General features: G+C 60.7%; 19 protein-coding genes. 7 read left to right on the top strand and 12 right to left on the bottom strand.

The features are described from left to right. The first annotated feature begins 76 nt into the window (after positions 1 to 76). Entirely contained in the window at positions 77 to 2128 is a 2052-nt protein-coding gene (locus tag AUL39_RS08465; RefSeq protein ID WP_059055260.1) for a YgiQ family radical SAM protein, read from the top strand. A 427-nt stretch (positions 2129 to 2555) separates the two neighbouring features. Here AUL39_RS08465 and AUL39_RS08460 read toward each other — a convergent pair whose 3' ends face one another. Next, a complete protein-coding gene (locus AUL39_RS08460; RefSeq protein ID WP_059055258.1) occupies positions 2556 to 3350 on the bottom strand; it encodes an HAD family hydrolase in 795 nt (264 codons plus the stop codon). Between the two features lie 261 nt (positions 3351 to 3611). Here AUL39_RS08460 and AUL39_RS08455 point away from each other — a divergent pair, with 261 nt between their 5' ends. From AUL39_RS08455 to AUL39_RS08445, 3 genes are read left to right on the top strand one after another with little or no spacing between them, the layout of a single operon-like run. Then, a complete protein-coding gene (locus AUL39_RS08455) occupies positions 3612 to 4127 on the top strand; it encodes a MarR family winged helix-turn-helix transcriptional regulator (protein WP_070807598.1) in 516 nt (171 codons plus the stop codon). After that, the gene (locus tag AUL39_RS08450; protein ID WP_070807597.1) at positions 4120 to 5937 is read left to right on the top strand and encodes an ABC transporter ATP-binding protein; all 1818 of its coding nucleotides are present in this window, start codon (positions 4120 to 4122) and stop codon (positions 5935 to 5937) included. Before AUL39_RS08455 ends, AUL39_RS08450 begins: the two co-directional genes overlap by 8 nt. Further along, the gene (locus tag AUL39_RS08445) at positions 5927 to 7819 is read left to right on the top strand and encodes an ABC transporter ATP-binding protein (RefSeq protein ID WP_059055255.1); all 1893 of its coding nucleotides are present in this window, start codon (positions 5927 to 5929) and stop codon (positions 7817 to 7819) included. Before AUL39_RS08450 ends, AUL39_RS08445 begins: the two co-directional genes overlap by 11 nt. 23 nt (positions 7820 to 7842) lie before the next feature. Here AUL39_RS08445 and AUL39_RS08440 read toward each other — a convergent pair whose 3' ends face one another. Further along, positions 7843 to 9039 (bottom strand): Fic family protein, encoded by a 1197-nt coding sequence (locus tag AUL39_RS08440; RefSeq protein ID WP_160327061.1) that lies wholly within the window; start codon positions 9037 to 9039, stop codon positions 7843 to 7845. A 616-nt stretch (positions 9040 to 9655) separates the two neighbouring features. Here AUL39_RS08440 and AUL39_RS08435 point away from each other — a divergent pair. Next, positions 9656 to 10354, top strand: coding sequence for a DUF4125 family protein (locus AUL39_RS08435; protein WP_059055252.1), 699 nt, complete (start codon positions 9656 to 9658; stop codon positions 10352 to 10354). A 10-nt stretch (positions 10355 to 10364) separates the two neighbouring features. Then, complete coding sequence (locus AUL39_RS08430; protein ID WP_059055250.1) at positions 10365 to 11342, top strand: DUF4037 domain-containing protein; 978 nt, start codon at positions 10365 to 10367, stop codon at positions 11340 to 11342. Here the strand turns inward: AUL39_RS08430 and AUL39_RS08425 are convergent. Beyond that, positions 11332 to 12174, bottom strand: coding sequence for a tetratricopeptide repeat protein (locus AUL39_RS08425; RefSeq protein WP_059055248.1), 843 nt, complete (start codon positions 12172 to 12174; stop codon positions 11332 to 11334). The two genes, AUL39_RS08430 and AUL39_RS08425, sit on opposite strands and share 11 nt — an antisense overlap. A 525-nt stretch (positions 12175 to 12699) precedes the next feature. Further along, positions 12700 to 13734: a dTDP-glucose 4,6-dehydratase gene (gene rfbB / locus AUL39_RS08420; protein WP_059055246.1), complete on the bottom strand. Its 1035-nt coding sequence runs from the start codon at positions 13732 to 13734 to the stop codon at positions 12700 to 12702. Between the two features lie 319 nt (positions 13735 to 14053). Between rfbB and AUL39_RS08415 the strand changes: the two genes are divergently transcribed. Then, positions 14054 to 16294, top strand: a complete 2241-nt coding sequence (locus AUL39_RS08415; RefSeq protein ID WP_160327060.1) for an NUDIX hydrolase — start codon at positions 14054 to 14056, stop codon at positions 16292 to 16294. A 971-nt stretch (positions 16295 to 17265) separates the two neighbouring features. On the opposite strand, the gene AUL39_RS08410 is transcribed toward AUL39_RS08415, so the two are convergent. The 8 genes from AUL39_RS08410 to AUL39_RS08375 all read right to left on the bottom strand — a co-directional run bounded on the left by AUL39_RS08410 (position 17266) and on the right by AUL39_RS08375 (position 26003). Then, positions 17266 to 17541, bottom strand: a complete 276-nt coding sequence (locus tag AUL39_RS08410; protein WP_059055242.1) for a transposase — start codon at positions 17539 to 17541, stop codon at positions 17266 to 17268. 148 nt (positions 17542 to 17689) lie between these two features. Continuing rightward, the gene (locus AUL39_RS08405) at positions 17690 to 18598 is read right to left on the bottom strand and encodes a ribokinase (RefSeq protein WP_059055240.1); all 909 of its coding nucleotides are present in this window, start codon (positions 18596 to 18598) and stop codon (positions 17690 to 17692) included. A 52-nt stretch (positions 18599 to 18650) separates the two neighbouring features. After that, positions 18651 to 19631 carry a nucleoside hydrolase gene (locus AUL39_RS08400; RefSeq protein ID WP_059055237.1) on the bottom strand — a complete coding sequence of 327 codons (981 nt, stop codon included), beginning with the start codon at positions 19629 to 19631 and terminating at the stop codon, positions 18651 to 18653. Between the two features lie 56 nt (positions 19632 to 19687). Beyond that, on the bottom strand, positions 19688 to 20680 hold the full coding sequence (locus tag AUL39_RS08395; protein ID WP_059055235.1) for an ABC transporter permease: 993 nt from the start codon (positions 20678 to 20680) through the stop codon (positions 19688 to 19690). Further along, positions 20677 to 21807 (bottom strand): ABC transporter permease, encoded by a 1131-nt coding sequence (locus AUL39_RS08390; RefSeq protein ID WP_059055234.1) that lies wholly within the window; start codon positions 21805 to 21807, stop codon positions 20677 to 20679. Before AUL39_RS08390 ends, AUL39_RS08395 begins: the two co-directional genes overlap by 4 nt. Next, positions 21797 to 23356: an ABC transporter ATP-binding protein gene (locus AUL39_RS08385; RefSeq protein ID WP_201783940.1), complete on the bottom strand. Its 1560-nt coding sequence runs from the start codon at positions 23354 to 23356 to the stop codon at positions 21797 to 21799. Before AUL39_RS08385 ends, AUL39_RS08390 begins: the two co-directional genes overlap by 11 nt. A 93-nt stretch (positions 23357 to 23449) precedes the next feature. After that, positions 23450 to 24541, bottom strand: a complete 1092-nt coding sequence (locus AUL39_RS08380; protein ID WP_059055231.1) for a substrate-binding domain-containing protein — start codon at positions 24539 to 24541, stop codon at positions 23450 to 23452. Positions 24542 to 24602: 61 nt separating this feature from the next. Continuing rightward, positions 24603 to 26003 (bottom strand): ADP-ribosylglycohydrolase family protein, encoded by a 1401-nt coding sequence (locus AUL39_RS08375; RefSeq protein ID WP_059055229.1) that lies wholly within the window; start codon positions 26001 to 26003, stop codon positions 24603 to 24605. Positions 26004 to 26117 lie beyond the last annotated feature (114 nt).

Below are 26117 nucleotides of genomic sequence, written 5' to 3'. Positions count from 1 at the left end.
TACGGCCGGCGCGTGCGGACGCGTGAGCTGGCCTTTCTACTACACTTGTTGCGATCAAGCGGAGAAAAGGGGACGCATGGGCGAGAAGACGCATGAGGCACGGCGGCGTGGAGATAACGAGCACGGCGCGCACCACGGGACGCATGGCCGCGGCTCGCGCGATGTCTGCGGCGGCACCGGCACCCACGGCGGCGGCGCGCACGGCGGCACTGGCGCCCGCGGCGCCCACCACAACCACGGCGGCAAGCCCGTCTCGGCGCACAAGGGGCCGGACCGCTCAGCCTTCCTCCCTGTCTCGCGCGAGGACATGGAGGCGCGCGGCTGGGACCAGTGCGACTTCGTCTTTGTGAGCGGCGACGCCTACGTTGACCACCCCTCCTTTGCCTGCGCCATCATCACGCGCGTGCTGGAGTCGCACGGCTACAAGGTGGGCGTCATCGCGCAGCCAAACTGGCGCGATCCGGCAAGCGTCACCGTCCTGGGCGAGCCGCGCCTGGCGTTTCTCGTATGCAGCGGCAACATGGACTCGATGGTCAACCACTACACTGTGGCGAAGCACCGCCGCCCCAAGGACTTCTACTCCCCCGGCGGCCAGATGGGCCTGCGCCCCGACCACGCGGACGTGGTCTACGGCAACCTCATCCGACGCACGTACAAGCACGTGCCCATCGTGCTTGGCGGCATCGAGGCGTCGCTGCGCCGTCTCGCCCACTACGACTACTGGTCGGATTCGCTCAAGCGTTCAATCCTTCTGGACTCCGGCGCCGACATCATCTCCTACGGCATGGGCGAGCGCTCCATCGTCGAGATTGCCGACGCGCTCGACGGCGGCGTGGACGTCCACGACATCAGCTGGATTGCCGGCACGGTCTACCGTGCGAGAACAACCGAGCAGTGCGTTGACCCCGTGGTTCTCCCCACCTGGGAGGCAATGCGCGCCGACAAGACCGAGTACGCGCGCAGCTTTGGCATCCAGTGCAGAAACCTCAACCCGTACCTCTCGCACCCGCTGGTCGAGGAGTACGAGCATGGCGTCTACGTGATACAGAACCCGCCCGCAAAGCCACTCACCACGCCGGAGCTCGACGCGGTCTACGAGCTTCCCTACGCCCGCGCCGCGCACCCCATGTATGACGCCGCTGGCGGCATCCCGGCCATCGCTGAGGTGAAGTTCTCTCTCGCCAGCAACCGCGGCTGCCTGGGCGAGTGCTCGTTCTGCGCGCTCAACTTCCACCAGGGGCGCATCATCCAGGCGAGAAGCGACGAGTCCCTGGTTGCCGAGGCCACCGCCATGACGCACGACCCCGACTTCAAGGGCTACATCAACGACGTCGGCGGACCAACCGCCGACTTCATGCAGCCCGCCTGCCCCAAGCAAGCCAAGGCCGGGGCATGCGTCGACCGGCGCTGCCTGGCACCGGAGCCCTGCCCCAACCTGCGCGTAACCCACGAGCGCTATGTGGGGCTGCTGCGCAAGCTCCGCGCGATCCCCGGCGTCAAGAAGGTCTTCATCCGCAGCGGCATCCGCTTTGACTACGCGCTCTACGACAAGGACCACACCTTCATCCGCGAGCTGGCCGAGTACCACACATCCGGCCAGCTGCGCCTGGCTCCCGAGCACGTGTGCGACGACGTGCTGCGCGTAATGGGCAAGCCCTCGAACGACGTCTACGAGCGCTTTGTCCACGAGTTCGAGAAGGCCTCGCGCGCGTGCGGCAAGGAGCAGTACGTGGTGCCCTACCTCATGAGCTCGCACCCGGGGTCCACGATGGAAGATGCCGTCAAGCTGGCCGAGTTCTGCCGCGATTTGGGATACAACCCCGAGCAGGTGAGCGACTTCTACCCCACCCCGTCGACGGTGAGTACCTGCATCTACTACACCGGGCTTGACCCGCGCACCATGAAGCACGTCTACTGCCCCACCAACCCGCACGAGAAGGCCATGCAGCGCGCGCTGATCCAGTACCGAGACCCCAAGAACTACGACCTGGTGGTGGAGGCGCTGCATCGCGCGCACCGAGAGGACCTTATCGGCTACGGGCCCAAATGCCTGGTGAGGCCCGAGCGGCCGCGGGCGCGGGCGACGGGGGCGGGCCGCGGCGGACGGCGTTCTCGCCGGGGGCACTAGGCGCCCGAAGGCGCGTTTTTGCAGCTAGTGCGTAGGTAATCGCTGCTCGGGCGCCAAAACGGCGCCGGAAGGTCCTTCTCGTACGGAATCCCGTCGGAAACCCCCGTTCGGGCGTCATCTTGGCGCCGGAGGGTACGTTATCGCAGCAGCTACGTACAAAGCCGCTGTTCGGGCGTCACTCTATCGAGGAGAGCCGGCCATCCCAGGAAAGCTGCGGTTTAATAGCAGCCCGGCGAGAAGGCACAACAGCTCTACCTGCGGTTTTTCTCAGCGGCGCACATAGCTAACTGCTATTAAGTCGCAGGTTTGGGAGGTCCGCAGCTTCGGGAGGTTCGCGGCTTCGGGAGGTTCGCGGCTTCGGGAGGTCCGCAGCTTCGGGAGGTTCGCGACTTTGGCGGACCAACCCCCTCGGCCCCACGCGGCCGCGCTACCAGTCGAACCCCGGGCCGTCCAAGATCCGCTCGAACGCGTGCTCGACGGTGTCGGTGCGGTACCGACCAAGCGGCAGCACCGAAGGCAGCGACGTCTCCATCGTGACGGGGCAGCCCGCCCATTCGAGCATCTCCACGTCGTTCTCGGCATCGCCAAACGCCACGCAGTCCTCGGCCGCAATCCCCAGCCGCTCGGCCAGCGCCGCCAGCGCAACGCCCTTGTCGACGCCATTGGGCACCAGGTCAAGCCACTGCAGGCCAGACACCTTGACCGCGCATCGCTCGCCAAAGCGGTCGTGCCAGTGCTGCTCGCGCGGAACGCCGTCGGTGCAGTACGCCGAGACCTTCATGAAGGGCTCCGGGATGTGCGTGAGGTCATCCAGCTCGGTCACGTTGTAGCCGGTCACATTGACAAGATGGTCCACCAGCTCGGGCGCACCAGTGCGCACGTAGACCGTCCGCATTCCCGAGACCACGGGCTCGCAGCCGGGATCCGCCAGCATGTCCTCGATGATCTCGCGCGCAAGGCCATCGTCCATCGTGGCACGATAAACCAACTCGTCATCAAGAATGGCAAGCGCGCCGTTCTCGCACACATACGGAATGCGGTCGGCCACGGGCGAGAAGAGCCGGCGCAGGTTGGTGTACTGCCGACCGGTAGCCGGGACAAAGACAATCCCCGCGTCCACAATGCGCTCGACAAGCCCCAGCATCTGCGGCGAGAAACGCGGCGCCCAGTTGATGAGCATGGTGCCGTCGATGTCGCTGGCAATAAGCTTGGGGGTGCGCATGGGTTCTCCTTGCAGACGGCGCCTGCCGGCGCTAGGGCGAGAAAAGCGCACATACCCTACCACGCGCGGCACATCCGGCGCAGAGGGCACGCTTCGCTCGTGAACCCTTGATGCGTCAACTTTGTGACGGCTCGCAGCGACGACCACAGCTGCGTCGCCACGCGATACGCTGAAGGCAATTACTTGATACGTCAAGAGACAGGCTTTCCCTTATCGATGAGACAAAGGGACTGTCCCTTTGTCTCATCGGAGGTGACAACCATGGAGCAGGAGGGACGCTCCCTCGACGACATGCACATGCTGCTCTACCGCGCCTACCACGCGCAGATCAACTACCTGCGGCCGCGTATGGCGCACCTTGGCCTTGGCCCCGGCCAGCCCAAGCTCCTCGCCTACCTGGCCGTCCACGGCACAAGCACCCAGCACGAGATGGCCACGTATTTCGAGGTGGACGACGCCGCCATCTCGCGCATGCTCGACTTGCTCCGCCAGGCGGGCCTCGTGCGTACCACGCGCGGACAGGATCGCCGCACCAAGACCGTGGAGCTCACCGCGACCGGCCACGGCGCACTTGCCGCATGGGACAGCGTCTGCGATGGCGAGCAGGACGTCATGCTCGCCGGTCTTTCCGCCGAGGAGCGCGCGACGCTTGCCGGCCTCCTCGCGCGCGTGCACGCCAACCTCGCCGCCGCCAACTCCCCCGCAACGACGGCAGCCCCAACGGCACCGGCGCACCCTGCGGCGCCGACGGTCCCCAAGGAGGCGCGCGATGAGTGACCTCGCCCTCGTCTCCCGCTACCTCAGGCCCTATCGCAGGCAGTTCGTGCTCGCCGCGCTCTGCGCCTTCACCGAGGCCACGCTCGAGCTCTGCATCCCCTTCGTGATGGCAAGCATCGTCGACGTGGGCGTGGCCACCGGCGACATGGGCCTTGTCCTGGCGCTCGGCGCGCGCATGGTGGCGCTGGCCGCCATCGCCGGCGCGCTGGGCATGGGCTACGCGCGCTTCTCGGCACAGGTCGCCATGGGCTTTGGCGCCGGCCTGCGCGAGGCCGAGTACGCCCACGTGCAGGACTTCGCTTTCTCCAACCTCGACGACTTTGACACGTCCTCCCTGGTCACGCGCATGACAACCGACGTCACCGTGATACAGAACGCCCTCGTGATGGGCTTTAGGCCCATGCTGAGAGGCCCGGTCATGCTCGTGTGCGGGCTCATCATCGCCTGTACCATGAGCGCCAAGCTGGCCGTGGTCTTCTTTGTGATCCTGCCCGCGCTGGCGTGCGCCCTGGCCCTTATCGTGCATCACGTGGCGCCGCTCTTTGGGGCCATGCAGAACGCGATGGACCAGCTCAACGACACGCTGCAGGAGGACCTCGTGGCCATCCGCGCCATCAAGGCTTACGTGCGCGAGGGCTACGTGGCCGAGCGCTTCGAGCAAGTGAACGCGCGCCTTGCCAACGCCGCCACACGCACCTTCAGGACCGCCGTGATCAACACGCCCGTCTTCACGCTCTCAATGAACGTGGCCAGCGTGGCGCTCCTGTGGTTTGGCGGGCAAATGATCATGGCGGGCGAGATGGGTGTGGGCACGCTCACGGGATTCATGAGCTACGTCCTGCTCATCATGAACTCACTGATGATGATCTCGAACGTCTTTCTCCTCCTGGCGCGCGCCGTCACGAGCATCCACCGCGTGAGCGAGGTGCTGCGCGAGAAGCCCGCAATAGAGAGCCCCGCGCACGGCATTGCTCGCGTGGAGACCGGCGACGTAGCCTTCCGTGACGCGTGCTTCAAGTACTCCCCCACAGCCGAGAAAGACGTGCTCTCCCACGTGAGCCTGCACTTTGCCGCCGGCTCCACCGTGGGCGTGCTGGGTGCCACGGGCTCCGGCAAGACCTCGCTCGTGCAGCTTATGGCGCGCCTCTACGACGTGAACTCCGGCAGCGTAGAGGTGGGCGGCCACGACGTGCGCCAGTACGACCTTGCGGCGCTGCGTGATGGCGTGGGCATTGTGCTCCAGAAGAACGTCCTGTTCACGGGCACCGTCCGCGACAACCTGCGCTGGGGCAACGCCGCCGCGACGGACGAGGAGCTGCTCCGCGCATGCCAGCTGGCCTGCGCGGACGAGTTCCTGGACCGCATTGGCGGGCTTGACACAGACCTGGGCCACGGCGGTGGCAACGTCTCCGGCGGACAGAAGCAACGCCTCTGCATTGCCCGCACGCTGCTCAAGCACCCGCGCGTGCTGGTCTTCGACGACTCGACCTCAGCGTGCGATATGGCGACTGACGCCCGCATACGCGAGAACCTCGCCCGGCTCACGGACGTCACCAAGGTCGTGATTGCGCAGCGCGTGGCCTCGGTCATGGACGCCGACCAGATCGTGGTGCTCGAGGACGGGCGCGTGCACGCCACGGGCACGCACGAGGAGCTGCTGCAGACGGACGACATCTATCGCGAGCTCTACGAGTCGCAGGTGGGTGGCACCGCCGAGACGAGCGCGGGCACCGCTGCAGCTCGGACGGCCGCGCCCGCCGACCCCGCCGCGCCCGCAACCACCCGAAAGGAGGCCACCGATGCCCGGTAGAGGAGGAGCCCCCGCAGGTCCCAAGGACCTGCGCCACACGCTGAGAAGGTTTCTCTCGTACCTAGGACACGCCCGCTGGCAGCTCTTGGCAGTAGCCGTGCTGGTCTGCGTGACCGGCGGGGCAAACCTCGCCGGAACGTACATGATCAAGCCCGTGGTCGACGCCGTGGGCGCCGGCGACTGGACGCGCTTCGTGCACCTTGTCGCCCTCACTGCCGCCATCTACGCGGCGGGCGTGGCCGCAAGCGTGGGCTACACGCAGACCATGGTCCGCGCAGCTCAGCGCGTTGTCTTCGACATCCGCCGCGACCTTCTCGGCCACATCGAGACGCTGCCGCTCTCGTGGTTCGACCGCACGCGCAACGGCGACGTGATGAGCTACTTCACCAACGACGTTGACACCATCTCCGAGGCGCTCAACAACGGCTTTGCCAACATGGTGCAGGCGGCCATCCAGACCGTGGGGACCATCGTGCTTCTGGTGGTTCTCGACTGGCGGCTCACGCTCATCACGCTGGCCTGCGACGCGATTATCGTGGCCTACGTGCGCTTCTCGGGCAGGCGCTCCAAGCGGCTCTTCTCGCAGCAGCAGCGCACCCTGGGCGCGCTTGACGGCTACGTGGAGGAGATGATCGCAGGCCAGAAAGTCGTGAAGGTCTTCAACCACGAGGGCGAGAACCTCGAGGGCTTCCGGGCGCTCAACGAGGACCTGCGGGCAAGCGGCACCGGCGCCCAGGCCTACGCCTCGACGATGGTGCCGGCGACGGTGGCCATCTCGTACACCAACTACGCCGTGGTTGCCGTGGTGGGCGCAGCGCTTGCCATAGGTGGCCACATGGGCGTGGGCAGCCTTGCCAGCTACCTGGTGTTTGTCCGTCAGGCGGCCATGCCCATCAACCAGCTCACGCAGCTGGGCAACTTCATGCTCACGGCGCTTGCCGGTGCGGAGCGGGTCTTCTCGGTGATGGAGGAGCCTGCCGAGAAGGACGAGGGCACGGTCACGCTGGAGCGCGTGGGCGCGGAGGGCGAGGTGGCGGAGGACGACGGCGCTCCCGCAGCAGCGAACGTCGCCGCCAGCTCCACCCGCCGCATGGCGGCCGGCGCCGCGGGCTGGCAGTGGCGCCGCGAGGACGGCACCACGGTTCCTCTCGCTGGCGACGTGCGCTTTGAGGACGTCACCTTTGGCTACGACGAGGGCCAGACGGTGCTTGAGAACCTCTCGCTCTTTGCCAAGCCGGGGCAGAAGATTGCCTTTGTAGGCTCCACGGGCGCGGGCAAGACCACCATCACGAATCTCATCAATCGCTTTTACGACGTGCGCTCGGGCAAGATAACCTACGACGGCATCGACGTGCGCGACATCAAGAAGGCGTCGCTTCGCTCGTCTCTGGGCATCGTGCTGCAAGACACGCACCTCTTCCGCGGGAGCATTGCCGACAACATCCGCTTTGGCAAGCTCGACGCCACCGACGAGGAGGTGCGCCACGCCGCGCGCGTGGCCAACGCGGACTCGTTCATCTCGCGCCTGCCGCACGGCTACGACACACTGGTCACGGCAGACGGCGCGAACCTCAGCCAGGGGCAGCGTCAGCTCATCGCCATTGCCCGCGCGGCCGTGAGCGACCCGCCGGTGCTCATCCTGGACGAGGCCACCTCAAGCGTGGACACGCGCACCGAGGCGCTCATCGCGCGCGGGATGGATGCCCTCATGCGCGGCCGCACGGTCTTTGTGATTGCGCACCGGCTCTCCACCGTGCGCAACGCCAACGCGATCATGGTGCTTGAGCACGGGCGCATTGTGGAGCGCGGCACGCACGAGGAGCTGCTTGCACAGCGCGGCGAGTACTGGCAGCTCTGGACCGGCACCCGCGAGCTGGAATGAGACAAAGGGACAGTCCCTTTGTCTCACTCCCCTTCCAGCAGATCGCGACCGGCAGCGCTCAACTCGAATCGCAGGGGGCGTCCGCCAACCTGGCTGGCAAGTCCCCTCTCAACCAGGAGGCCAAGGTACTTACGCACGGACTGTCGCCCCATGCCCATGAACCCCTCGGCGTCGTCCAACCGAACATCCGGGAACGCTGCAAACAGGTCGTGCTGGACGAGTAAGTACAGCAGGTTGTGCTCGCCCTTGGAAAGGCCCAGGGTCTTCTCAGCGGCCGCTAGTGCCGTCTCACTCTTCTCCAAGAGAAGGCTCTTGTCGACAAGGTTATCAATCACCCGGTCCTGCGCGGCAGAGACGTACTGGAGCATCTGCAGAACGAACGGCGTAAGCTCCCCGTGGTTCATGGGGTGTTCAGCCTCTTGGAAGGCCTTGTAATACGGCGCCCGGTTCTCCGCAATTTCTCGGGAGAGCGAGAGGGCGGTGATCGTTGAGAGGGGCCTGCTCAGATAGAGCGCCAACAGATAGCGGCCGGTACGCCCGTTGCCGTCGTAGAAGGGGTGGATGTACTCGAAGATGTAGTGCGAAATAAGCGCCGAGTAGAGCTCAGGAACATTCGGTGACGAGACGAGAGCAAGCATGCTGCCGAGCTCGCCGTTAATCTCGCCTTCCGTCTGCGCTCCCTCATGAAGGGTTTTCCCACCCTCCCCTATCACCTCGACGGCATGCCGTCTAAAGAGCTTGCCGTCCGGCGCGTTCTGACCCAGGTCTTCTCCTGCCATGACCTGGTCGTAGATGACCCGAATGTCCTGAAGCGACTTTGGACAATCCGCTTGTCCGCGCGAAAGGCCCAGGTAGAGCGTGGCAAGCTCGCGAAATCGCTTGTCGCTTTCGCTGTTGGTTGACGGGGCCGACTCCAGAAGCTCGCTGATCTGCCTCCGCGTGCTGTGGATTCCCTCGAGGCTGTTGGTGCAAACGACCTCGTCGACAACTAGGCTGCGCACAAGGGCCCCGCGGGCAATCCTGGGAATAGAGACCTGGAGGCCTTGCAGCACCCGTTCCTTGCGAAGGGTCTGCTCGCTGAGAACAGAAAGCTCGTGCGGAACGGCAAGGAAGAGCTCGCCCTCCTTGGTCATCATTCCCGTGCGAAACGTGGACTCGGCATTGAGCCTCTCGGCGGCAAGGCGCCTATTGTTAGCAAACCTGTCCCTTGAGGAGTCCATATAGAAGAGCTTTTTCAGCGATTTATAGGCCATAATTCACCACCAATCTATACAATATGCCAATTAGTATAATTTAGAGTCTTTCAATGGCATCTTAATTTATTAAATATCCGATTTATATAAATAACTGTAGTCAATGTCTACGCCAACAACGAAATTCAGAGCAGACGCCGCGGAGACTCCATCGCCAGACCCGCTAGCGGGAGCCTTAGCTCCCTAGCCCAGCGAACGAGACGAGAGGTTCCTTTGCCTCATCCTTCCAGCAGCTCGCGGCAGTCAGCGCTCAACTTGAGCCGCAGGGGTGGCCGCACCTCCAGCCCCGTCTCAAACCCTCGCTCCGGCGTCATCCCGCCGCCCGAGGGGCCATTTTGTACGCGATTGCCTCGATAACGTGCCTTCCGGCGTCATTTTCTCGCCCGAGGCGCGATTTCCGTCACAGGAGACCGCAGCGAGCTTGGCGAGGGGGCTTCCCTTGAATGAGACAAAGGGACAGTCCCTTTGTCTCATTCCCTTCGCCCCGCGAACGGGGCCTCTCCCCGATTAAGATTCCCAACCGCCTGTCCCAGCTGCTATTGGTGAGGTGTCAGGAAACTCGCGCGGGACGAGGGGAGCAAACATGGCGTACGAGAAGGCAGAGCGGGACGAGATCATTGGCAACATCGTGCTTGCCGAATGGGAGCTGTTCCAAGCGGTGCAAAACGTTGGAGGCAGGGCGGACTGCCAGGACATGCCCAATACCTTCTCGGCAATGCGTCGCGCGCAGTTTGACGCCTGGCCTGACGAGGCGCTTGACTCCTATGCAGACGACCTCGCAGATACCATCCAGGCAGGCAGGAACCCCGTTGCCGAGAAGTACGCCTACATGATGGCATCGACCCACCCGGAGGAGTTCGAGGCGCTCCGCGACTCCGTGCCAGAGATCCCAGCCGAGAAGCGCGCGCTCGTCGATCAGATCGTAAAGATCGAGCTTGACTGGGCAGACCAGCTGGCAGCGGCGTATCCGCACTTCACGGGCAGGGGCCGCCCCATTCGCAGCAGCGAGGACACGCCCGAGGTCACCTCGATCGAGACCTACTCCAGAGGCGAGCTCTCCACGTACTCCGAGCGCACGCTGCGCGCACTTCTCGACCACTACCGCTCGCTTGTGGAGAAGGGCGTAAACCTGCAAGAGCGCGTGGCCAACGAAGAGGTGCGCGCCTACGGCTACCCCAGCCTGGCCGCAGCCGACGAGGCCATCGCGAAGGGCACCATGTCTGGCCAGGGCCTTGACCCCGAGTTCGAGGTCTCCTTTGGCTGCTGCGGCTGCTGCGATTAGGGCTGCCGCAATGCGAGAAGACACAGATGCGCCCGCGACGGGGCTCTCCCTGTCGCGGGCGTTCTTCGAAGCAACGATAGACGAGCTTCTCTCCGGTGGCTATGAGGACCTGCGCAATCACATGGCAGCAGGCCTTGCGGGCGCGGGTTCCGAGTGCCTGGGCTTTGACGACGAGATCTCGCGTGACCACGACTGGGGACCGGGCTACTGCGTGTGGCTCGACCCGGAGGACTGGCGCGCGTCGGGCACGGCGCTCGAGGAGCGCTACCGTGCGATTGCCACGCGCGGCTTTGCCGGCTTTCCACCGCGCGACGCCAGCTCGGAGCGCATGGGCGAGAGGCGCGTAGGCGTATTCCCCGTGGACGGCTTCTACGCGTGGCTCCTGGGTTCGCCGGGCCTGCCGACGAGCATCGACGAGTGGCGGCGCATCCCCGAGCGCTCACTTGCCATGGCAACCAACGGCGAGGTCTTTCTCGACACAAGTGGCCGCTTCACGCGCGTGCGGAAACGTCTGCTGGCCTACTACCCCAATGACCTGCGCCTTAAGCTCATAGCTCACGACTGCCTCATAGCTGCCCAGGCAGGGCAGTACAACTTTGGACGTCAGGCGCGCCGCGGGGAGGACCTCGCCGCGCTCTCGTGCCTTGCGCGCTTCTCGGAGGCCACAACGCATGCGGTCTACGCGCTCTCGCGCCGCTACGCACCGTTCTACAAGTGGGCGCCGCGAGGGCTTGGCGCCTTGGGCCCCGTGGGGCTTGCCGTGCGAGAAGCGCTCGATGCGGCACTTGTCGCGTGGCGCGCGGGCAACGTCGAGCAGGCCGAAGGCCAGGTTGAGCGCGCAAGCCACATACTGGTGGAGGCGCTGCACGCAGAGGGCCTCTCCCAGAGCGACGAGAGCTTCCTTCTCGCCCAGGCCGTCGAGGTGAACTCCCGCATAGGCGATGACGCGCTTCGCGCGGCAGACCTCATGGCTCCCGTTACTGCCTGAGGGACCTGCGCAGGGCCTCGGCGCGTGCGGAACCCTGGCCATCTGAGATGCGCGAGAAGAACGAGGCCGCGTTGTCCAAGGCGGTGCGAGCGTCGTCCGGGTTCACGGGAAGGCCCGACTCCAGAATGTCGAGCACCTCGCCATAGGACGAGCGCGCAGCGGCAACGTCTCCCATGTGGTCGCGCAGCGTGGCCAGAGAATTGAGCAGCGAGGCAAAGTGGGGGCCACGGCGAAGCGACCCATCGCGGTAGAGATCGCAGGCAGCATCAAGGCAGCGAGCCGCCTCAGCAAGCTCGCCCTCGTCCATGAGGGCGCTCGCCACGTTGGCATAGGCCGTGGAGAGCTCGAAGGCTGGCGAGCCGTTCTCGCGCACGATGCCCAAGGCGGCTTGATAGCGCGCAAGGGCGCCGGCGGGATCGTGCTGCGCCATGCAGAGGTGTCCCTGGTAGTTGAGGCAGGCGGCATATTCGAGCGAGTGGCGGCTGGAGAAGAGTGTGGACGCCTCGGCAAGGGCGGCGGCGCACTCGTCCAGTCGGCCGTCAAGACGGTAGAGCTCCGCGAGGTTGTCCAGGCAGGTGGCATAGGCATCGCTGCGGCCGGCCAACGCCTCGATGCCTGCAAGCGCGGCCATAAACGACGCCTCGCCGCTCTGGTAGTTTCCACGGGAGCGATAGAAGGAGCCAAGCTCGTTGCAGAGCGTCACGAACTCCGGGGAGGCCGTGCCGCAGGAGAGCGCGACCTCGTCGCGCAGGGAAAGAAGCGCCTGCTCAAGCGCGGCCGGGTCTGTGCGGTAATCCTGCCAAGCGGCATCAACGCGTGAAAGGACGTCCATGGTGGCTCCTTTGAGAGGGACTTTACCCCTGCTCGGGGATTCGAGATTGGCGATAGCATAACACCGGCGTCAAGATGGCGACGGGCATTGGAGATGAATGATAAACGTTGCCCGCTGGCTCTTTATTGTGATGGCAGTGGGCACGTCCACGCACCGAGGCTCAAGTAAGTTAGATTCCCCCAAACCATACGAGTGAACCATCAGAGCTGTCATCCCTCATTATCGCCTCTCGTTGAAGTTGGCCTATCCCTAAGCGCAGCAAGCAATCCCTAAACGGCCCACAGATGTCGACATGTGAGTGTTATTTTCTTGCGCGAAGGGTCGTGAGACTAGGTTAGAGTTCACCGGCGAGGAACCACGCCCACGCCTTCCCTGTTGGCTATTAGCGACGTGAGGCCCAAGAACCGCTCACATCCCGGCGTCCCCCCTTGCGGCACCCGTCCCTACTCACTTCCTGGCTTTTGCGTCCCCTTTGAGGCTTCGAGGTAGCGCAAGCCGTCCAACACCAATCAGTTAACCCATTATTCAACCGCAGAGACCGCTACCGCCCCGTTCCGCATGCTTCATCTCTGTGACTTCCTTGGCTGGACGCCACCAGTCCTCATTCTCTCGGTACCATGTGATGGTCTGGCTCAGGCCTTCGGCGAAGTCTGTGTGAGCTGGCATCCAGTCCAACTCGCGCTCAAGTTTTGTAGGGTCGATTGCGTAGCGGCGGTCGTGCCCCGGGCGGTCGCGTACCAACTCGAAGTCATCCTCCGGCCAACCCATCTGGCGAAGTATCTCGCGAAGGATCTCTATGTTCGAACGTTCGTCGCCAGCGCCTATGAGGTAGGTCTCGCCCACTCGACCCCTTGTCAAAATATCCCACACCGCGCGGGAATGGTCCTCGACGTGAATCCAGTCGCGTACGTTCCTGCCGTCCCCATACAACTTCGGACGAATACCGCATAGCACATTAGTTATCTGCCTCGGAATGAACTTTTCAACGTGCTGGTAGGGCCCGTAATTGTTCGAGCAATTGGAGATCGTAGCGCGTACACCATAGGTCCTCACCCACGAGCGGACGAACATGTCCGAGGACGCCTTGGTCGAGGAATACGGGCTTGAGGGTCTATACGGATCGTCCGGCTCAAAACGTCTCGCCTCGTCAAGCGCTAAGTCGCCGTAGACCTCATCGGTTGAGACATGGTGAAGTCGCACGTCGTATTTGCGACAAGCCTCGAGTAAACGATAGGTGCCCACAACGTTGGTTCGCACGAATGGCTCGGGATCAGCGATGGAATTATCATTGTGAGATTCCGCTGCGTAGTGCACTATGGCGTCATGGCCAGGCACCACCATGTTCAGTAGGCCCTCGTCGCAGACGTCACCCACAACCAGTTCGACTTGCGACTCAGGTAGCCCCGCAATGTTCGCCGGATTGCCAGCGTAGGTAAGCTTATCGAGCACCGTCACATGGCACTCAGGGTGGTGTGCGACCACCCAGCGCACGAAGTTCGACCCAATGAACCCGCAACCACCGGTCACGATGATGTTGTGTGGCTCGAATTCCTCAGCCATACACCAGTCCCCCGCTTCTCCAATCGAGCACGATGTCACCTTCCGCCACAATCCGAAGCTCTGTCACTGGCCAAACCTTACGAATCAGCCGGCATCATCAGCCAGCTCGGTCTGGTCGCCCCAACCACCTTCAAGGAAATCTCTTTGCTGTTGGGCTGTAGTAAAGTGTAATTACCAGCTGGGAAACCCGCGGTGACTTGTTTGGAAGCCCCCCTGCGGACAATCCGATTGCCCCGCAAGCTGTCGTTATTTGGCTGCACAATTATTGCGAAGGAACGATACTATGCCGTCATCGCACACCGCGCTCCCTCAATCAAAGATGGTATATCTCTTCGAACTTGACTCTGTACGTAAAACTGACGAGGAAATCATCGCGGGCCAAAAGAGGCTTTATGAGGAGATAGTGCACCTCGGAAATACGGTTGTTCTGACTTACAACCAGCTCGTAGATTCTCGCGCGTTCTTCAGCCTCTTAGCTCATGATTCCACATCCCACTCCAACGACGGACATCCCGACTATTTCGAAAGCTTCGTTACGCTTTTCGAGCAAGGTCACATCCGTCTTGCCCAGTATGGGAACATTCGAACCATATCCCAGTATCTACTCGAATCCATCGCTCCAGATAAGCACTTCATCTACTCGGCTCTTCCAGTTAAGTCCTCTCAGCGGAGGCTGCTTGCCCTTATTCGAAGGGGCCTCACCTATTCCGACCTTTCTGAAATCGACGAGTACCGTCATGCCGGAAAACCCGGGGCGACAAGGACCGAGACCGACATCCGTGACCTCTTCGTCGAAGTAGAGGGACAGAAAGCATCTCCCAGCCCGCTCACCCTCCCAGAGATGCATGCCATTCTTGACAGTCTCTCCAGCCTTATCGAGACAGTGCTCAGACTTAGCACGCTACACGGCAGCTTTGTCCCTCCCCGCGCACAGGAAGAGCTAGTGGGGCTTCGACTTTCGGACATACTTGCCAAGGTACTGTCATTTAGACGTCAGAGCGACTCTCTGTGGAAAGGGGCAACGTCCCTGCTCAGAGAGATACACGAGAGCCAGCCCACACAGAACAACCGCTCCGTCTACCTGCAGCAGCTGCGCGAGGAAGCGAAAAAGGAGCAAGCCAATTGTCTGGAATGCAAGTACGCAGAGGCAATCGTTGATCTCTGCTTCAATTACGCCTGTGAGATTAGCATCTGCAACACATCGAAGCGCTACGACGTCGAGGAGCTGCGCCCCGGCGGCACCGCACGAGGAGACAGCTTCAAAGTCGATTTCTTCAGACAGTTAGATGACTACTGGGACGCTGGCAGAGACGTCGAGAATAGATTCCCGTCTTGTGAGACCAATCGTTATGAGCGATTCGGGAAAGTGGATCTGATTCCTGATTTCTCCAAAGCCGTTAGGCTTTGCAGCTATGAGGACAGCAGAGCCACCGACACGCCGACGTTGCAGTATGTCCCATGCTATGCAGAGGACATCGAGCGCCAGGAGCTTACACAGAAGAGAAAGATCCTCTCCTTCATCGGAAGGAGCATCGCAGTATCCGTTGCGTGCCTGCTGATCACCGTTCTACTCGAGTTTGCGTCCGGTTGGCTTCAGGATGCGCTGGACCTTCAGCTCAACGTTGCGACCCCAGTATTTAGGGCCATCGAGACCATCCTTTTCCTGCTTCTGTCGGAGGGGGTTTCCGTATTGATTCAGAAGGTCTACAGCGGGTTCCCTTCACTTTCGGAGGCGCTAGGGAAGATATTTGGGCTTCTCAGAGATGCCATCCAGACGCTTGGATGGCAAATGCGCACCAGACCCTCGAATCCGCGATCGAGTTTTAGGGAGTCTCCGGCCAGGACTGCTCCCATACGCTATATCGTGCCAAGCGCCCTCAGCCGCTATCTCGCAATGGCGCGTTCAAAGAGCTCCGATTTCTCTGAATCGGATATCTATCCTATCGCCAATGTAGGAAATCCCAAGGTCATAGAAAAAATAATCCGCCAAGAAGAAATCACCCTCGAGGAGTTTGGCCTCATCTATGAGAGCCCGTTCAACACTCTCTTGTCAGATCCAATCGTTTCTCCTGATTCCGGGGATGGGACGTCGCGGGCATTCTTCCCATATGAGCGCATGCTCCCCACGGCAGGCAATGGTGTTGTCATAGCAACTATTCATAAGGGAAAGTTCGTATTGCTCAAACAGTATCGTCATGCGTTGAGAAGCTATCAGCTCAGCTTTCCGCGTGGTTTTGCCGAACCCGGAGCAGACGGGCGCAAGAACGTACTCCGTGAGCTATCTGAAGAGCTCCACGCCGTTCCCTCCAAAGAGCCGCATTTTATTGGGAAGATTGCTCCTGATTCAGGTCTTACGTCACGTGTAACAGAGGTGTATTCGGTATGCATCGAATCCTTCTGCGAGACACGCCAAGAGGGTATCGCAGAAGTTATCGAGATTGATGCCACAGAGCTTGCCCATCTCATTGGCACCGGTGACATCAATGACGGATATACCATAGGGGCCTTTGCACTTTGGCAACTTGGGAATAATGCCAGCCTCGAAACTCCCGCGGGCTAGCGATTGGCATTGCTCGCAAGGCTGCGGATGCTATTCAAATGCCTTTCGTGCTAGCGCCCCCATCTTAAAGACAGAGTTCCCGTTGTAAGCTGTTTTCGTACAATCCCCTATATACCATGCTATCAGTAGTAATTCTCTGACCAGAGATTTATCAACATTCAAACCAGTTTGTACTTGGAACATCTCGATAAAACCGTAGTCCCATATATTCCTGCCAACACGACGCCGCTATGCCAGACGGGACAACAAGCCACAGTCAAGTTGGCACCTTGAGCATTACGCACCCTAAGTAGCACTCGCTTCACAGCTTGCACATCACCTTCGCAGCCGCCTGTTTCGCACTATTTGTAGCGCCCGTATCACGTCTCCTGCCCGTAGCATCGGAATCGTCAAGCACCCAAGAGGAACGTAGCAGAGCATTACATGAAAGATACGGCGAAGCCTGGTGATGCGACTCTACGAGCAGGGCATGTCAATGAGGTCAACGGCAAGGATGCAACACGTATCAATGGAACTAGCCCGCGAGGGTAACGTACCAGCCTTTGCTCTCAATAACAGCCGTATAGTGGCCCGGTAGCCAGGTTCATCCGAACCGGTACGGCCGTGCTCGTGTTGTGGAACCAGCTCACGTGCTCCTCGGCGAGGCGCGAGTAGGCCCCTCCCACGGCGTCGGGGACGGCCCTCACCGCGCACATGCCCGGGCCCGACCGTCAGCCGCGCGACACGACGCAGACCGGCGCCTGCCTGGTGGTCCCCTGCCCACCGTCCCCGCGGTGGCGGCGCCCACGAAGGAGTCGCCGACCTCGACCTCGCCCGAGACCCGGCCAAAGGCGCCCCAATCCGGCCGACATCGCGCCGCGGAGCCTGAGCACCACGTAGCGCGCGGTGGTCTCGCTCGTCCCCAGGGCGCGCGCGAGCTCGGCCGCCTAGACGCCCCTCTTCGAGCCGGCGACGAGCCGGAACGCCAGGAACTACGTCGGCAGCGGCAGCCGCAACCCCTGCATCGGGGTCCCGGAGGTCACGGAGAACTGCAGCCTGCAGCGCGTGCACTGACGCTTCCTCGGTCTGCCCGCCACAGGGCTGCACCTGCGGTTGCCGCACCTCGGGCACGCCCAGCCGCCAGGGAAGCGCAGGCGCATGAGCGCCTCCTCGCACGACCCCTCGTCCCCGTACCTCGCGACCCAGGACAGGAGGTCCCCGTCCCCGCCGTCCGCGGCCTCGACCATCCTCGCGCTCAGGCTCGCCATGCCGCACCGCCCCCTTCCGTGAAGCCTTCCCGTGGCACCGATTGTGCGACGAGGGCGCGACACAGATAAGCTGCGCTTATGCGCGAGCTTGGGGGCCATGTTAGCAATTACCTCCTGGCCTACACGCGGCAATAATGTGAGGCAGTCCTCAATTCACAGACTGAAAAAATTCCTCTACCTCACTCTTCTTTGGAATCGAAACCGCTGCTCCAGGACGCGTAACCGCAATTGCCGAAGCGGCAGCGGCACGCATCATCGATGTCCGAATCCCATCCCCAGCAATAATACCAGCCAGCAAAAAGCCAGTATATGTGTCTCCAGCAGCCGTAGTATCAACGGCATCCACTGAATATGCTTTCTGAAACACTGGCTCAGTGCCGGCCTCCAAATACACAGAACCTTGCGTACCCAATGTTAGTATGATTTTCGTCTTTGGAAACTTTTCGATGAGTCCCCACGCCAAATCCTTTTGGCTAGCGTTCACAGGCAGTCCGGTAAAGACAGATGCTTCGGTTTCATTGAGAATTAGGAAATCAATCAAATCTAGATTGAGGGAATCTTGGATTCCGCCTGCCGGCGATGGATTAAGGGCAATCTGCATCCCGTACTGCTTACCGAGAGCAACGATATGCTCAAGATTGCTTATCTCGTTTTGCAGAAGAAGCCAATCACACTTTCCAGCACGGGAAAAAACGCTCTCGCTCAATTCGTCATCGATTGTCTTGTTGGTACCACCATATAAAAGAATGCAGTTGTTGCCGGCGGGATCGCGCTGGATAATCGCGTTGCCAGTACGCTCGTCATCGCTTATGGCAATAAGACTCGTATCGACCCCATTTTTGGCGAGCAGACCGACGAGGAATTCTCCGTCTGGCCCCACCTTCCCCGCATGGGTGACAGAGACTCCCGCCCTCGCAAGGGCTATTGACTGATTGAGGCCCTTGCCACCGGGATACCGATGAAGCGCACGAGAGGCCAGGGTCTCCCCCGCTCGCACAAAGTGATCGACGTCATACACATAGTCGATGTTCAGTGAACCAAAGTTGAGGATTCTCATGTTTCAGAGCCCCGCTTTGTGAGATGGGTTAGTTTGTTCAGAGCAACGTGGATTAGCCATAGCTACGCAGCGTGCTGTAAATTAGCTGCATGTACCTATCGTAGTCAAGTTCAAGTGCCGCCTCGGCATTTGGCTCTGCACCCTTGAAACCGATCTGTGGCTCTCTGGCTACGTCGTAGATGGGATTCGGGCCACATAGATGCCGGTAGTCGCAAACCGTCATCCCTCTAGTAAACCTACCAGAGAGCTCTACGTCTATGTGCATGGGGGCGCTCGTAATAAGCGAGGGGTCTATCACCCACGCGGCAGCGCAAGCATCATGCATACACGCAACCGTTGGATCGTCGATTTTTCTTCCAGCCTGCATGAAGAACTCAGTCAAATCTGCAGCAAACTCGCCTACCTCAGTCCCCATCCCGCGGAACCGTCTCACGGTTTCATCGGTAAAGCCAGACTGGCGAGTCAGATTGAGTCCGCACATCTTGACGTGAATCCCGCTGTTAAACACGCGCGCAGCAGCCTCCGGATCCACGAAGATGTTGAATTCCGCAGCAGGGGTCCAGTTTCCAAATGTAACTGACCCACCCATGATGCAAATCTCTCTGACTCTCTCGACCATCCGTGGCTCACGGTTAAGGGCCTCTGCAACGTTCGTAAGCGGTCCAGTCGCCAAAATCGTAACGTCATCAGTCGTCATTACGGTCTCTGCGATGAAATCGACTGCATGCTTTTTCTGCGCTTGATGCACTGGCTCAGGTCGGTGGTGTCCATCCAGACCACTCTTACCATGAAACATGGGGGCTGTTACAAGATCGGCAACCATTGGATGGCTGCACCCGGAAAAGACGGGAACTTCGTCAGCGTGCCTAATAGCTTCAAGAACTGTAAGAGCGTTCCGCGTAACGTTCGGCAATGGAGTATTGCCACCTACACATGTAATCCCGAGAACATCGAGATTCTGCACCGAGAGCATGATTGCAAATGCGTCATCGTGCCCAGGATCGCAATCCAGAATGACCTTCTTCTTTGACATGACCGAGTCCTTTTCATATAGGTATCGAGCTATTGTCGTTCTTGCGCTATATCGCACTACGCCTCTGAAGCATCGGCCACCTGCTGCGCTTTCGAGCTATGGCCCCCGCCAGACTCGTGGAGCATCTTCCTTTCCTTGCGCTGCACGTTGATGGCAAAGATCACGAGCCCCACGAGCGTCGCCACGTACGGCAGGGTCGTGACCAGCTGGTCCGGGATGCCGAGCGTGCTGGAGTACGTGGACAGCGCATAGAAGAACCCAAAGAGGAGCGACGTTCCAAACGAGCCAACCGGGGTGTTGTTTGCCATCGCCGTCGCCGCCAGCGCGATGTAGCCTCGGCCGCCGGACATGCCCTTGGAGAAGTACGGAAGATACGACATTGAGAGGTATGCGCCGGCAAGGCCACCGAGAATGCCAGAAATCACAAGGGCAGCCATCTTGGTCCTGTTGACGCTTACACCAACGGAGGACGCTGCATCGGGGTTCTCGCCAACGCTGCGAATGCGCAGGCCGAGCTTGGTCTTGTAGAGCAGGAACGACATCACGGGAATGGCCAGGTAGGCAATCCACGCGAGGACGCTCTGGTTGGAGATGATCGTCCCGATGAAGGGAATGTCGGAAAGCCCCGGGATGGAGATTGTGGGAAGCGTTCCGCTATGCAGGGACGTGGTCGCCGAGCGATCGCCAGTGATCACGTACATGAGGAACGCGGAGAGGCCAGAGCCAATGAGGTTTACGGCGATGCCGACTAGGATGATGTCCACTTTGAGATAGAGCGCAAAGTAGGCAATCATGAGCCCCATGACGGCACCCACCACGACGGCGACCAGCAGGCCAATCCATACGCTTCCGGTGTAGGCTGCCCCAATCACCCCGAAGAAGGCGGCGAGGATCATGATTCCCTCCTCGGCCATATTCGTGCTTCCTGCGTTCTCGGCAATCGCGCAGCCCAAGGTGGCAAGCAGGATGGGAACGGTCGTGCTCAGCACCGTGAAGTAGAAGTTGGGGTTGGAGAAGATGCCCCCCAAGGTTGCAGCAAAGTCACTCATGCGGCCTCGCCTCCCTTTGCGGCGTTGCGCTCTTTGCGCTTGCGGTCGGCATCCGCGAAGATCATCTTGCGATACGTACCCGACAGGAACTTCTCGGCCATGATGAAGAGCACCATCACGCCCTCGAAAACAGAGACCAGGTCGATCTGCACCCCCGCCTTGAACGACATGACCCATGCGCCCGTCCTGAAGTACGCGAGGAAGATCGCAGCAAAGGGCAGGTACTTTGGGTTGTTATGGGCAAAGATTGCCATGGTGACACCATCCCAGCCGTAGCCGGTGAGCGACGTCCACTCAAAGCGCTGGTAGAGGCCGAGCATCTGCACGGCACCGGTCATTCCCCCGATGACGCCGCCGATGAATTGCGAGACGAGCGCGAGCCCAGAAACGCTGAGGCCAACATACTTGGCAAATTTTGGATTCTGTCCAACAGTCCTTATGGAGAGCCCTAGCTTGGTCTTATACAGAAGGACGTACGCAAAGATGACAACCGCGACCGCCAAGAAGAGCCCCGCATGGATCTTCGTGCCGGGGATAAGGACGGCGAGTCCCGCATCGCTCCCTATCGGGTACGTGTGCTGGCTCGAAGCCGGGTCCTTGAACACGTCGAACAGGAAGTACAGTCCCACGTAAAGGCAGATGTAGTTCATCATCAGCGTGGAGACGACGATGTTCGCCTTAAACTTGTACTGCAAGAGCGCGGGAATCGCAATGATGAAGAAGCCGACAAGCCCGCCCAGAAGGATCGAGAAGATAGGGCCGAGCACAGGCAGGTTGGGCACGAGGTAGATGCCCGAAAGCGCTGCGACAAGCCCGCCCAGGTAGATAGTTCCCTCGAGCCCCAGGTTGAACTGGTTGGCGGAGAACATGATGCATACCGCCGCTCCACTCATGAGAAGCGGGATTATCACCTCAATCATATGCGAGAAGTAGGAGAGGCTCATGAAGGGTGCGCCTACGAAGTACGTGAGTGCGCTTTCGGGATCCTTCGCCGTGAGGACGATGAGCACGACGGCTATGCCCAGCCCGATGGCAATCGCCACTGCCATGCGCAGGATCTCGTGACGGGTCTGAACGCTTATGCTGCGAAGTCGCTCGGCAATGCCTTTGCTTGATTTATTGGACACTGTAAGCACCTTCTATCTGCCCTGCCGACATCCTCTTAACCCCAAGCATGTAGTAACCGAGCTCCTCCTCGGTGACCTTGCTCACGTCTGGGAAGTACGCGACTATCTCGCCTTCAAAGAGAACAATCAGGCGATCGGAGAGGTTCAGGATCTCGCCCAGGTCCGCGCTGATGAGAAGGATTGCGCTGCCGGAGTCCCGCATGTTGACGAGCCTGCGGCGAATGGAGTCCGTGGCCCCCACGTCGATCCCGCGCGTGGGCTGATCGCACACGATGAGTTTGGCAAGTCCGGTTAGCTCGCGTGCGACAAGCACCTTCTGGATGTTGCCTCCGGAGAGCATCCCAACCTTCTGGTTGCCGCCATCGCAAAGGACGTCGTAGTCCTTAATCCACTTGTCCGTGTCTTCCTTTATGACGGGCTGGTTGAGGAGAAGGCCTTTGTTGTATCGCTTCCAGTCGACCTTGTCCGCAATCATGTTCTCGCAAATAGAGAGGGTGCCGGAAGCCCCTGTGCTCATGCGGTCCTCGGGAATGTAGGCCAAGCCCTTCTCGCGCAGCTCGTGAATGCTCATGCTGCGAATGTCAAAGCCGCCCATAGAGAGCGTGCCCGACCCGCCACCCGAAAAGCCGGTGATGGCATTTACCAGAGGTTCCTGCCCGTTCCCCTCCACGCCCGCTATTCCCACGATCTCGCCCGAGCGGACGGTGAAGGAGATGTCGTTCACGACCCTCTTGCCGTTAAGGTCGAAGAGTTCGAGGTCCTTCGCGACGAGATAGGCCGGACCAGGGTTTGCCTTCCCCTTGGGCACCTTGGACTCCACGTTCACGCCAACCATGAGTCGGGAAATGTCCGACTCGCTCACGTCCTTCACGTTGTAGGTCCCAACCGTGTGGCCTCGGCGAATGACGGTAACTCGGTCGCAGAGCGATTTGACCTCGCCAAGTTTGTGCGAGATGAAGATGATCGTGTGGCCCGCCTCGCGAAGCGCCCTTAGCTGGACGAAGAGCTCGGAGGTCTCCTGTGGCGTGAGAACGGCCGTGGGCTCGTCGAGGATGAGTATCTCGGCACCCCTGACGAGCGCCTTCAGGATCTCGACCTTCTGCTTCACACCAACGGTGAGGTCGCGAATCCTTGCAGCGGGATCGATGTCGAAGCCGTATTTGTCGCTGACGCTCTTGGTTATCTCCGCGGCCTTCTTCGTGTCGAACTTAAGGCCGGTTGTGGGCTCTATCCCAAGCGTGATGTTCTCGGCGACGCTCAGGGAGGGGACGAGCATGAAGTGCTGGAAGACCATGCCGATGCCGTTGGCAATAGCTACCTGCGGAGAGGTGAGCTTCACCTCTTGCCCTTTAATGATGATGCGCCCCTCGTTGGGCTGTTCGACGCCGTAAAGTTGCTTCATGAGCGTGGACTTTCCGGCACCATTCTCGCCGCATATGGCGTGAATCTCGCCCTTTCGGGTCGAGAAGTTCACGTCGTCGTTAGCCATTATTCCGTTGTCGTACACCTTGGTAATGTGTTCCAACTTGAGGAAGTCATCATCGGACAATGTGGTCTACCTCCTCCATTTGGCATCGGTATCCGAAAGGCGCCACCCCGTCCCGCCTGGGAGAGACGGCGGGGATGGGGTGGCAATTCAAGGCTAGAAGGTTGTGTCGACTTGAATCTTCCCGTCAATGATGTCCTGCTGCGCCTGGTCGATGGCGGCGAGCTGCTCCTCGGTGAGGACTTCCTTGGTTGTATCCGTGACCGAGTAGCTGACGCCGCCCTTGTCCAGTCCGTATGTCACGACGGTGCCATACGGCAGCGTTCCCTTGAGCTCCTCGCCGGCCGCGTCGAGGAACGTGTTGTTTACGTTCTTTTGCATGGACGTCAACGTATGCGCCGCCTTGGCGGTGTCGCCCTGGGACGCCCAGTACTCGCCTTGGTTTCCGTCAACGCCGATGACATAGTACCCATCGCCCATCTCGACCGCAGCATCAAAGGCACCCAAGCCGCAGCTGCTGCAGCAGGAAAAGACGATGTCGTAGCCCTGCTGATAGAGGGCACGCGCATGGTCGTGGCCAATCGTGGAGTCGCTAAAACTCTGAGTCCAGTCGTCGACGACCTCGACGGAGGGATCGACCGCTGCAACGCCCTGCTTATATCCAACAAAGAAGTCTTGCAGAACTTTATTCTGCATGCCGCCCATGAAGGCAACCTTCTTGGTCTTTGTGGCGTATGCGGCCGCCATGCCAACAAGATAAGAGCCCTGGTTCTGGGCGAAGAGCATGCCATAGATGTTGTCATGGGGATAGGTATTGAAATCCCAGGATTCGTCGAAGAACCAAATCTTGGTATCGGGATACTGGGTGGCAATCTCGTCCGCATACTCGACCATGTCGAAGGTACCCATGATCATGATGTCCCAGCCCTCTGACGCGATGTCGAGCGCGGTGGACTCCCAGACGGAAGTGTCATAGCCCATCTCTCGGGTGTCGGTCTCGTACTGATCACCGTACTGGTCCGCGATCTTCTCCATGCCTTCGTGACCGGAGTCGAAGAACGACTTGTCGCCGAGAGTGCCGTTAATGACGTAGACGATGCGCTTCTTGTCGCTAGAGGAGCCGGAATCAGAAGAGCTGTTGCCACTGGTCGAACTTCCTCCGCAGGCGCTTAATCCAAGGCCTGCAAGCGCAATCCCACTCGTTGCGAGAAACTGACGCCTGTTCATGTTTCCGCTCATCCTTGCCATCCTCTCTCCCTTTTCATTGCGATGTCCACCCAGCTCGCAAGCCGGGTCATTGCCAAAAGAGTTATCGGGAAGAGCAACAAAGCCGTCTTGCCACATCGCAAGTTCGCTGTGAGACCTGGCGTACACTCAAGACCTTCATGCCGCGCATGTAGGTGTCGAGGCGATCGCCCAGCGGCTCGATCCAGCGCTCGGGGATTGCCTCATAGCCGCGCGCGGTAGCCCATACGGTCATCACCTGTGCCGCCACGCAGTCCACGTCCTGCCCGCAGCCCCCGCAGATCTCGAGCATGTGGGTGAAGTCGTCTCCGCCAAACCAGAGGGCGATGACCTCGATTGCCGCGTTGGGATAGGCGTGGACCCAGTTGTAGCGCTCGAGTCGCTTCTCGCAGGGGCGCCAGGCGTCGAGCCAGTTGTCATGCTTCTCGCACTGCCCGAGGGCAAAGTCCAGCACGCTTCTGTACTGGCTGTCAGCCGGAATGAGCTCTGCGGCCTTGCGCACGAGGACGCGCATATCGGACTCGTAAAACGCCATGGAGCATAGCACCGCGTTGAAGACCTCGCCAAGAATGCCGTTGTGCCAGTGCGAGATCTCGGCATCGTGGAACGCTGCCTCGGCAGCCTTTCTCGGGTTGCCCGGCCAAATCTGGCCGCAGATGACACCCCTCATCTGGGCGCCGATCCACTCGCAGAAGGGGTTGTTGAACCTCCCGCTCTCTGGCGGCATGATGCCGCAGCGCAGGTTCCTCAGGGCCATGTCCTCGGCAGACCAGCCAAAGCCGATGCGGCTCATCCATTCGTACGCGATGTCATGGCTGGTGGTGTTGGCGCCGTTGTTCTCGTACGCAACCAGAAGCGCCAGCTCGTAGGTCACGTCGTCGTTGTACGTGTTGGGCTTGCGGACGTACTTGTCCACCAGCCCATAGGCCTTCATGATGCCATCGGTGGTGTAGCCCTCGAGGCACGTGCCGTACGCCCCTCCGATGACTTGGGCCATCCATCCGGCATGGACGCGGTCGAAGAGGTCGTCGCCCATGTCGACCGGCACGGCGTCCGGGAAGTCGACCGCGGAGGCATACTCCTCGTAGCTCTCGTAGAGCTTGTAGTTCCAGTAATCGGAGCTCTCGTCGATTTGGGCGTTGTGACAGGCCTCAAAGAGCGCATGAGTTGCCCGGTGGACCTCCACAATGTCATCACTCGACATCGCCGTGAAGCCATCCATGAGGAGCTTGTCGGCATCCGGCACGACTCTTCCCTGGTTCTCCGTCGCCTGAATGGCTGCCACCGCAAGCACCTCGCGGGCGAGAGAGCCTGGCGTCTCGGAACCCCAGTAGATCTTGACCGCATCGTTAAGTGGCTTGTCCACGTTCTCCGCCTGGTTCTCCCAGAGGGCCTCGTCATCGCTGGGCAGCCGGCGCGGAATCTGGATGTCACGCGTGTGTCGCTCGTATTCCCATGCCCTCATGGTCGACTCCTCCCATAGTGGATTAGGAAAATACTTTCGTAAAATGATTTCCCTTACGTTGAGGCGATGTTAATATTGCGGCGGCAAGAAGCTCCCGCACCATCCCGCCAGCGG

Source organism: Tractidigestivibacter scatoligenes (genome assembly GCF_001494635.1).
Taxonomy (GTDB): Bacteria; Actinomycetota; Coriobacteriia; order Coriobacteriales; family Atopobiaceae; genus Tractidigestivibacter; species Tractidigestivibacter scatoligenes.
The sequence above is the reverse complement of the archived record's forward strand: the minus strand, read 5'-3'. Positions and strand labels throughout refer to the sequence as shown.